At 70.1% G+C, this 9,233-nt stretch carries 7 protein-coding genes and 3 pseudogenes; 4 read left to right on the forward strand and 6 right to left on the reverse strand.

All coding sequences use genetic code 11. The annotated features are described in order from the left end of the window. Positions 1 to 461, reverse strand: a pseudogene (locus B7L92_RS18405) (IS5 family transposase); the annotation flags it as partial. 185 nt (positions 462 to 646) lie between these two features. Between B7L92_RS18405 and B7L92_RS18410 the strand changes: the two are divergent. After that, positions 647 to 1,150: a hypothetical protein gene (locus B7L92_RS18410; RefSeq protein ID WP_081238649.1), complete on the forward strand. Its 504-nt coding sequence runs from the start codon at positions 647 to 649 to the stop codon at positions 1,148 to 1,150. On the opposite strand, the gene B7L92_RS18415 is transcribed toward B7L92_RS18410, so the two are convergent. Next, positions 1,095 to 1,898 (reverse strand): IS5 family transposase, encoded by an 804-nt coding sequence (locus tag B7L92_RS18415; protein WP_107501527.1) that lies wholly within the window; start codon positions 1,896 to 1,898, stop codon positions 1,095 to 1,097. The genes B7L92_RS18410 and B7L92_RS18415 overlap by 56 nt on opposite strands. Positions 1,899 to 2,736: 838 nt before the next feature. Between B7L92_RS18415 and B7L92_RS18425 the strand changes: the two are divergent. After that, a pseudogene (locus B7L92_RS18425) lies at positions 2,737 to 3,463 on the forward strand (IS6 family transposase). A gap of 158 nt (positions 3,464 to 3,621) precedes the next feature. Here the strand turns inward: B7L92_RS18425 and B7L92_RS18430 are convergent. Next, positions 3,622 to 4,710: an NsdA family TPR-like regulatory protein gene (locus B7L92_RS18430; protein ID WP_497591004.1), complete on the reverse strand. Its 1,089-nt coding sequence runs from the start codon at positions 4,708 to 4,710 to the stop codon at positions 3,622 to 3,624. Next, positions 4,667 to 4,915 carry a helix-turn-helix domain-containing protein gene (locus B7L92_RS40670; RefSeq protein WP_159461041.1) on the reverse strand — a complete coding sequence of 83 codons (249 nt, stop codon included), beginning with the start codon at positions 4,913 to 4,915 and terminating at the stop codon, positions 4,667 to 4,669. The genes B7L92_RS18430 and B7L92_RS40670 overlap by 44 nt, the downstream gene beginning before the upstream one ends. 155 nt (positions 4,916 to 5,070) lie before the next feature. On the opposite strand from B7L92_RS40670, the gene B7L92_RS18435 reads away from it, so the two are divergent. Then, positions 5,071 to 6,204 (forward strand): NAD-dependent epimerase/dehydratase family protein, encoded by a 1,134-nt coding sequence (locus B7L92_RS18435; RefSeq protein ID WP_081238651.1) that lies wholly within the window; start codon positions 5,071 to 5,073, stop codon positions 6,202 to 6,204. On the opposite strand, the gene B7L92_RS18440 is transcribed toward B7L92_RS18435, so the two are convergent. Next, positions 6,201 to 7,076 (reverse strand): glycosyltransferase family 2 protein, encoded by an 876-nt coding sequence (locus tag B7L92_RS18440; protein ID WP_081238652.1) that lies wholly within the window; start codon positions 7,074 to 7,076, stop codon positions 6,201 to 6,203. The two genes, B7L92_RS18435 and B7L92_RS18440, sit on opposite strands and share 4 nt — an antisense overlap. Before the next feature lie 85 nt (positions 7,077 to 7,161). On the opposite strand from B7L92_RS18440, the gene B7L92_RS39540 reads away from it, so the two are divergent. Beyond that, positions 7,162 to 7,680, forward strand: a complete 519-nt coding sequence (locus B7L92_RS39540; protein ID WP_255311025.1) for a nucleoside-diphosphate-sugar pyrophosphorylase — start codon at positions 7,162 to 7,164, stop codon at positions 7,678 to 7,680. A 686-nt stretch (positions 7,681 to 8,366) separates the two neighbouring features. Here B7L92_RS39540 and B7L92_RS18450 read toward each other — a convergent pair. Then, positions 8,367 to 9,029, reverse strand: a pseudogene (locus B7L92_RS18450) (IS3 family transposase); the annotation flags it as partial. Positions 9,030 to 9,233 lie beyond the last annotated feature (204 nt).

Below are 9,233 nucleotides of genomic sequence, written 5' to 3' on the forward strand. Positions count from 1 at the left end.
GACGGTCAAGGCGACGGAGAGCGGGATGCCGGCGGCATCGCAGATCACGTGGTGCTTGGAGCCCGGCCGTCCCCGGTCGACCGGGCTCCGACCGGTTTTGGGCCGCCCTTGAGCGCCCGGACGTGGGAGCTGTCGATCACCGCCCTCGACATGTCCAGCCGGTCAGCGGCCCGCAGCTCGGCCAGCAGCACCTCCTGCAGGCGCTGCCAGACACCGGCGTTGTTCCAGTCCCGCAGTCTGCGCCAGCAGGTCATGCCGGATCCGAAACCCAACTCGGCGGGCAGCCATTCCCAGCGGATGCCGGTGCAGAGGACGAACAGGATGCCGCACAGCACCTTGCGGTCATCCAGCGCCTTCCGGCCCGGGTACCGATGCCGGCGCTGCCGGACAGGCAGCAATGGCTCGATCCGCGACCACAACTCGTCGTCAACCAGCCAGGGTTGGGGATCACGCTTCCTCACACCTAAGCAACCGAGTCACCCAGCCAGAGGTCACGACCCAACCGCATTCCGTTAGGAACTCTAAGAGGTCGTTCTCTTTCCGAACCTCATGTGTGATTTCTGCTGGTCAGGCGTGAGATCGCGGTTGTTACGGGAGTCTGGTTCTGTTGCCGGCCGAGATGCCGTGGGGGTGCCAGGTGCCATCGATGCGGGCGGTTCTGGAGACGCGGCGGAAGGCCGCGGTGGTGCGGGTGGAGGAACTCGAAGCCGAGCTGGAGCGGGTGCGGGCGGCTCTGGCGGAGGCGGAAGAGGTGCTCCGGCATCGAGTGATCGGCCTGGAGCAGTATCTGGAGGCGCTGGCCGAGGCGGACGCGCCCGCTGTGGTGGCCGGCGGATCCTCGCAGAAAAAGCCAGTGGGACCGCGCCGGGCGGTGCCGCACCGCCAGGACGCGGCCGGCACCGAGGTGCTGTCGGTGGACTACCAGGCATTGATGGCCGCCGCCCTGGAGGCGGGAGCCGGCGGGCTGGGTGCCCGGCGGGCGGCGGTGGTGCTGGGCTGGGACAGCGCGTCCGCCTCCCGCGTCGAGGGAGCGAGGGCTCGGCTGAAACGGCTGGTGGAACGGGGCTGGCTGGTGGAGAAGAAGCCGGGCCGGTTCACGCTGCCCGCACCGGAACAGGCCGGTGCCGGGCGGCCAGGCGGCGGCTCATGAGCATGGTCATCGACCACAGGACGACGCTCTGGCTGGTGTCGGTGCGTCGTTCGTAGTCGCGGACCAGGCGCCGGCTGCGCAGGAGCCGGGCGAAGGACCTCTCGACGACCCAGCGGCGGGGCAGGACCTGGAAACCCTGGACGTCATCGCTGCGGCGGACGATGTCCAAGACGATTCCGAGGTGCTGGAGGGTCCAGTCGGTGAGGTGGCCGGTGTAGCCACCGTCGGCCCAGATGCGGGCCAGCCGCCGGAAGCGGCTCTTTGCTGCGGGCAGCAGGCTCCGGGCGGCGTCCCGGTCGGTCGTGGAGGCCGGCGTGACCAGCACGCCCAGGAGAAGTCCGAGGGTGTCGGTGAGCAGGTGCCGCCTGCGACCGTTGACCTTCTTCCCCGCGTCGAATCCCCGCGTGGTGTGGGCGACGGTGGCGTCCGCCTTCACCGACTGCGAGTCCACGATGGCCGCGCTCGGTTCCCCGTCGCGGCCCTCCGAGCGGCGGACGGCCTCGCGCAGCCGGTCGTGCAGCTCGGCCACCAGCCCCGCATCCCGCCAGCGGGCGAAGAAGGCATACACCCGCGGCCAGGGCGGGAAGTCGCAGGGCATCGCGCGCCACGTGATGCCGTTGTCGACGAGGTAGCGGATCGCGTCGATCATCTGCCGGTGGCAGTAGCCCTCCGGCCGCCCGCCCCGGCCCGCCGGCCATCCGGGAACCGGCAGCAGATCCCGCACCCGTGACCACTCCGCATCGCTCATGTCCGAGCTGTATCGGGGCCGGCGCTCCGGCCGGTCGGCCGCGTTCCCGAACCGATGGGCGAGACAGTCACACCCAGGAGTGGGCGAACTGGACTCGGCGACTACGACCACGCGACACTTCGACACCAGGGCCTCTTGCTCCTCGCTGGATTCGACAACCGCGAGCTACCAAGAGGCCCTTCTTCTATGCACCCACACCGGCTGACTTACCCGGACCAGGGACCTGTTCGATCCCGATCGACTCCACGAGCGGATAGAGAACAGCCAGTTACAGACTGAGCCGGACCGGGTCGGTCGCCAGCTCGGTGCAACTTGCGTAAGCAGGACGGCGACCGCCCCTTGGGGGTTCAAGGCCGGTGTGGAGATTCCGTGAATGCGGACCGGCAGACAAGCGGCCCTCGTTCCGTCCGATCACCCACTCGTCGACGAACCACAGGTGGGGGCTCGGCTTCACCTTCTCCCACGAGGGCATCGGCATCCCCGCCCGGCCGGGTTGATCTGCCACGGCCCGGTCAAGGGCTTCCGCTTCTCGGTGAAGCCGCTGCGCACCGGCATCCAGATTGAGCCCATGGCCACTCCGTACGCACGGCCGCTGGTCGTCCCTGGCGTCCTGCCCGTCCCTGCGCGTTGACGTCAGCGGCGGGTGACGGCGTAGCCCGCGTCGTTGACGGCGCGGGTCCACACGTCGCGGTCGAACCACTTGGTGATGTTCGGCTACAACTCGGTGATGGTGCGCATCCGTGCTTCCCAGTCGCCGACTGGGTGTTGTCAGGTTGAGCGGAGCCCTTCTCCGGTGGCATGATCATCTGTCTGGTTGAGGTCGCTGGAGGGGCTGCTCGTGGACGCGCCGTCGTACCAGGGTTTCCGCTTCCCGCCGGAGATCATCGCGCACTGCGTGTGGCTGTACCACCGCTTCGCCCTGAGCCTGCGCGACGTCGAGGGGCTGATGCTGGAGCGCGGCATCGAGGTCTCCTACGAGACGATCCACCAGTGGACGCGCCGGTTCGGCCCCGCCTACGCCAACGCGCTGCGCCGGCGCCGCCCGAAGCCGGGCGACAAATGGCATCTCGACGAGGTCTTCGTCAAGATCCAGGGCCGGCAGCGGTACCTGTGGCGCGCGGTCGACGCCGACGGCAACGTGCTCGACATCCTCGTCCAGAGCAAGCGGGACACGGCCGCGGCCAGGCGCTTCTTCCGGAAGCTGATGAAGAAGACCCGGTCGGTGCCGCGGGTGGTGGTCACCGGCAAGCTCCGCTCCTACGGCGCGGCGCACCGCGAGGTCATGCCCTCGGTGGAACACCGCTCGCACAAGGGCCTGAACAACCGGGCCGAGAACAGCCACCAGCCGACGAGGCAGCGCGAACGCGCCATGAAAGGCTTCCGCAGCGTCGGCGGGGCGCAGCGGTTCCCGGCCGCGTTCAGCGGCATCTCACCCCACTTCCGGCCCCGCCGCCACCTGATGACCGCACCCGGATACCGCACTCGGATACCGCACCGAGATGAGCACCCGCTTCGCCGTCTGGGACCAGATCACCGGAGCCGTCGGCCGGCCTGCCGCGGCCTGAACACCGGCCCGAAACCCGACTCTCACCACACCCCGACGCGCCATCAGGCACTCACACACTCCACAACGTGACAGCGCCGCCTCGTCGTTCTGCCCCGGCATTGGAAATTGGCAGGGAGGGCTTCGGATCACCGGACGCCTTCGCGGTGGGCCGGACGGCTATGCGGCGGCCAGGTGCAGCAGTTCGTTGACGCCGGGAGTCTGCTGGTAGGGCTGGAAGCGGGGGAGGAGGGCTTCGATCAGGCGGAGGCAGCGGGGTGCGTGGATGCGGCGGGTTAGCTGTAGGGACTGGGTTGCGGCGGCTGCGGCGGCTTCGGGTTCTTTGAGGTCGAGGTGGCTCGCTGCTCGGTAGGCGAGGAAGATGCCGCGGGTCTTGCCCCGGGAAGAGGGAAGCAGGCGTTCACCGGCGGTGACGAGCTGGTGGGCGCGGGCGGTGTCGCCAAGGTCGAGGAGGGTCTGGCCGGAGTCGACGGCGAGGTCGGCGTCGGAGAGCCACTCACACCAGGCCAGGCGGTCGCCGGCGGCTTGACCGAGGTGTTTCTCGGCTGCGGCCAGGGCGCGCAGGGCGGGGCGGGTCTCGTGGCGTGCGGCGTGGGTGCGGGCCAGGCGGAGCTGGAGGAGGCTGCGGGCGGCGGGGTGGGTGGCGCGGGTGAGTGCGTGGGCCAGCAGCTGCCCGGCGAGGACGTGGTCACCTTGCCAGGCTGCTTGGTAGGCGAGGTCGCTGATGAGGCCGGCGCCGCGGTCGGTGTCGCCGGTGGCGTGGCTGTTGTGGAGGGCGGCAATCCAGTACTGGGCGGCGTGGGCGGTGTCGCCGTTGTCGAAGCGGCGCCAGGCCAGGGCGTGGGCAATGTCCGCGGCCAGCGTGTGCAGGCGATGCCGAGTCGTGGCGCCTACGCGGCCGCGCTCGAGGAGGTCGGTGACGGTGGCCAGGTGTTCGCGCAGCAGTCGGCTGGTGTGCGGATGGTGGACGGGGTCGGCGGCGGCAAGCTGCCGCGCGGTGGTCTCCAGCACGTCGACCAAGTCGGATGCTCCGGCGAGCTGATCTGGCACGGCCGGTGAGGCGCCGGCGGCTGCCCAGTCGGCGGTGAGGGTGGTCAGGGCGGCGGAGGAGACAGTGAGGAAGGTGCGGCGGTCCACGGTTCGCAGGGCCTCTCTCAGGGGGGCACGGTGGCGTGCGGGCCGAGGGGGACGACGCCGGTGTCGGTCAGCGGCAGCCAGCGGGCCACGGCCCGTCGATGTTGTCCGCAGACAGGCCCAGGGCTTCGGCGATGTAGGTCTGGGAGTCCTCGTCGGGCCGGATGCCGCGTTCCCACTTGCGCACGCGGGAGGCGTCGGTGCCCGAGCGCAGCCCGCGGCGCGCGGCGGCGGCCCGCACGCCGGCCGCGAGCTGCTCCTGCGACAGGCCGGCGGCCCGGCGGGCGCGGGCCAGAGGGTGCAAGGCGAGGTGCTCCACCCGGTCATCGTGGCACCGGCTCACGCGCCCCGGTACGGCGCGAACAAGACGGGACCTGTCCGGGACCTCTCCCACCCGTGAACGCGTGCGCTCATCGTCTACGGCAGGCTGCGCAGCCGCCCCTGGTCCGCCACCCGGCAATGAAGGGCACGCACATGACGCACCAGCACACTCACCCTGTCCCCGCATCGTCCTTTGCCCTGCAGAGTCTTGAGGGAGCGACCGTCCTGGTCACCGGCGGCGCCGGCCTGATCGGATCACGGATCGTGCGCCGCCTGAAGTCTCTGGGCGCCACCCCGCTGGCGCTGTGCACCCTGGACGCCTATCCCCCTGACGTCTACCGCACGCTGTTCGGCATCGACACCACCAGTGAGGACGTCCTGGCCGGGGACGTCCGCGATGCTGCCGCCGTGCAGCGGGCCATGCGCCGGGCGGACTACGTCGTCCACGCCGCAGCCCTCGCCGACGTCGCGGCCTGCACCCGGCGCCCGCAGGATGCCATCGACCACAACATCACCGGCACCCAGACCGTTCTGACCGCCGCCGCGGCCTCGGACCGGCTCAGGCGGCTGGTGTTCGTCTCCTCGGCTTCCGTGTACGGCAACGGCAACCCCGACGACTGGGCCAGCCCCCGCGACGAACACCGCACCACCCGGGAACTGCTGGCCGCCGTCTACGGCCGCACCGTGCCCCGCTTCACCGAACACGCCCCGCTGCGCCCGCTGTCGGTCTACGCCAACACCAAGGCCTTCGGCGAGGTACAGACCCGGCTGCTGCTCGGTGCTGTCGGCACCTCGCATGCGGTGGTGCGCTACTTCTCCGTGTACGGCGAGCCGCAGGTCATCAAGCCGGGCAGCCACTCGTGGGTGGTGGCCTGGTTCGCCGCCCGGGCCGCTCTCGGTCTGCCCCTGCAGCTCAACGGCGGTGGCCATCAGGTCCGTGACCTGGTCCACGTCGACGACATCGCCGACGGCACCCTCCACGCCCTGGCCTGTCCGGCCGCCGACGGCGAGACGGTCAACATCGGCACCGGATGCCCGACCACGATCCGCCGCGTCGCCGAACTCGTCACCGCCCACTACCCCGGAACGCAGGTGCGGGAGACACCGATGCCACCCGGCGACCCGCTCGGTGGCTGCGCGAGCACCACGCACATGGAACGGATTCTGCGATGGCGGCCCCGGATCACGCTGGAGGACGGCATCGCCCGCTACGTGCGCTGGCTGCACGCCACCCCGGCCGCCCTGCCCGCCTGGCTGCGCTCCGAGACGGCGGCGCAGCCCGGCTAGATCACCGGGGGCCGTCCGAGACGGGTCATGCGGGCCACGGTCGCCCACCGCATCGGCAGCCGCCGCCCCGCAGGACGCGTGACGCCTTCCCAGAACCCGCCGGCCCAGGCCCGCAGCCCACCGAGGGACCGGGTCCGGGCCAGCGTCAGCAGCGTCCACACCCCCAGGTAGGCGGGGACGAGCGGGGCGGGCAGGTGCCGCTTGGCCAGCCACACCCGGTTGCGGGCCGTCATCCGGTAATAGACCGCGTGCCGGGCCGGCGACGTCTTCGGGTGCTGCAACACCAGCGACGGCTCGTACACCACCCGCCAACCCGCATCCAGCGCCCGCCACGCCAGATCGGTCTCCTCATGCGCGAAGAAGAACTCCGCCGGCCAGCCCCCGACCTCGTTCAGCATGGGCATCGACAGCGCGTGCCCGCCGCCCAGGAACGTCGTCACCTCACCACCGCGCATCGGATCCTTGGCGCGAAGCCGCGGCACATGACGCCGCTGCGTCTGCCCGTGCTCATCGGCAATCCGGAACGACACCACACCCAGCCGGGGGTCGGCCGCGTACATCGCGGCCAGCTTCGAGAACACGTCGGTGTCCACCAGGAGACCGTCGTCGTCCAGGTCCACGACCACGTCGACGTCTCCGCAGGCCCGCAGGTGAGCGATCGCCGCGTTCCTGCCGCCCGAGACCCCCAGGTTCTCGCCCAGCTCCACCCCGTCGACCCCGGCCGGCAGCCCGGACAGCGGCGTGCCGTTACCGACCACCACCACCCGCGCCGCAGGCAGATCCTGCCGGACCACCGACTCAAGCAACGCCGCCAGCTCGGCAGGCCGGTTGCCCATCGTCAGGACGGCAACCCCAAGGCGCGGATGACTCACAGGTGAACTCCCAACGAACGACGACCGCCGCAGCCTAGCCGTCCGCGCCCCGCACACCCGGCCACAACCACCACAGGAGGACCCCGTGCCCGACGGCACCGCCCTGCACCTCGGCGACTATCTCAGCGCCCCCGCCGGCCCCGGCCTGGCCGCCACCGCCTACGCGACCCTGGACCGCGCTGATCTGGCCTGGTGGCTCACCCACTGGCCCGACCTGCACGCCGAAGCCCTGGCCCAGGTCACACACCGCATCCATCCCACCGCGCGTATCCACCCCACCGCGATCCTCGGCGAGGACGTGATTGTCGGACCGGGAGCACGAGTATGGGAGTTCACCACCGTCCGCGGCCACACCGTCATCGGCCCCGGCGCGTCGGTCGGCTTCAACTGCGAGGTCACCAACGCCCACATCGGAGCCCACAGCGTCCTGGGCCACCGCATCGGCATCAACCGCACCCTCCTCGGCGACGGCGTCCACCTCTCCGCGAACGTCACCGTCGCCGCCATCCACCTCACCCGCGACATGACCCGCCCCGACCGCAACGCCGTCCTCCGCCTGCCCGACGCCTCTACCGCTGCGGCACCCCACGCTTCGGCGCCCTGATCGGCGACCACACCCAGACCGGAACCAACATCACCATCGGCCCCGGCACCGCGATCGGCCGCCACTGCCAGATCAACTCCCATACGGCGATCGGCCCCACCCACGTCATCCCCGACCACCACATCCTCAGTCCAGCCACGCCACCAGCCCACCACGGTCGCCCTCGCCGCAAGGCGCCGCGATAATCGTCCCCTCGTGCCGGTGGTGCGCTCTGCGCTGCGGCAGACGGCCCGCGCCCGGTGAGCCGTTAGGGTCACCGATCACGACGCTATGTGACTCAACTGGAGGTCGCCTTTTGCGTTAGACCGTATGGGAGCAGTGGGACAGCCATTCGGCGGAGGCGCCGACGCCAAAAAGAGACGTGCTTCAAGGGCAGCGGCAGGCAGCTGCCCGAGCGGGTGCCGGGGCGGAAAGACGGTGTCAGTGGCTCGCCGTGCGTTGCGTTGCCTGCCGGTGCGGCGTCACTCGAACGGCTCGATCAACGCCCGTAGCGGCTCCTGTTGCGCAGTTCCTCCATCTTCTTGGCTTCGTCTGCGTCAGCCTTCGCTTTGATCTCTGCGGCGCACCGGCGACGGATTGCTGCTCGTCGCCGAAGTACTGCTCGGTGTAGAGGTCCTCTTCTCGCATGTCCGAGATTGTGGTGCAGCAGCGCCGTGAGGTTGATCCCCGGGAGTGGACACCGGGTTTCATGCGGCGAGTGACAGCGTAGTTGATGTGATCAGCCGTTGTTCGAACTCGATCGGTGTGAGGTAGCCGAGGGCGGAGTGTCGTCGGCGCCGGTTGTAGTAGGCGAGCCAGCGGAATAGCTCGAGCCTTGTCTGTGCCTTCGAAGTCCAGCGCCTTCCGTGGAGCAACTCCCGCTTGAGGCCCTGGAAGAACGACTCGGCCAGAGCACTGTCGTAGCTCGATCCGACGCGTCCCATGCTGCGGCGGATGCCGTGCCGTCGGCAGGCGTCGGCGAAGGTCCAGCTCACGTATTGGGCGCCCCTGTCCGAGTGGAAGACGACGCCCTTGACGTGGCCGCCGCGAGCGGCGACCGCCATCTCGATCGCGTCGGTGACCAGGGACGTGCGCATGTGGTCGGCGATGGACCAGCCGATCACGCGACGCGAGCAGATGTCGATGACCGTGACGAGATACAGCCAGGTGGAGCCGACGGCTATGTAGGTGATGCCGCCGCACCACCTGGTGTTGAGCGCGTCCGCGCTGAAGTCGCGCATCAGCAGGTCTGGGACGCAAGGCGCGGTCTTGTCCGCGATCATGGTGCGCTTCTTGCGCCGCAGGTGCCGGCCGACGATGTGGTTGACGCGCATCAGTCGGGCCACACGCGTGCGGTTGATCTTCCGTGACTGGCGTCCCACCTGGACATCCCTTCCTGGACCTTCAAGATCCATTGTCAGGGTGTCCACTCCAAAGGATCAGCCTCACTGGACACCTGCACCCCATGACCACACACGACCCGGCCCACCCCCGGCAGCTGGTGGACCACGTCACCGCGGGGCCCGGCGGGGCCATGACCGACGAGGTCGGCGTCATCACCGGCGACCTCACCC

The organism is Streptomyces viridosporus, from assembly GCF_002078235.1.
GTDB classification, from domain to species: Bacteria; Actinomycetota; Actinomycetes; order Streptomycetales; family Streptomycetaceae; genus Streptomyces; species Streptomyces viridosporus.

What these genes read in the sequence shown, in the direction of transcription:
- B7L92_RS18410 (WP_081238649.1), top strand. Translation starts at nt 647, where the DNA reads ATGCGGGCGGTTCTGGAGACGCGGCGGAAGGCCGCGGTGGTGCGGGTG.
- B7L92_RS18435 (WP_081238651.1), top strand. Translation starts at nt 5,071, where the DNA reads ATGACGCACCAGCACACTCACCCTGTCCCCGCATCGTCCTTTGCCCTG.
- B7L92_RS18415 (WP_107501527.1), bottom strand. Translation starts at nt 1,898, where the DNA reads ATGAGCGATGCGGAGTGGTCACGGGTGCGGGATCTGCTGCCGGTTCCC.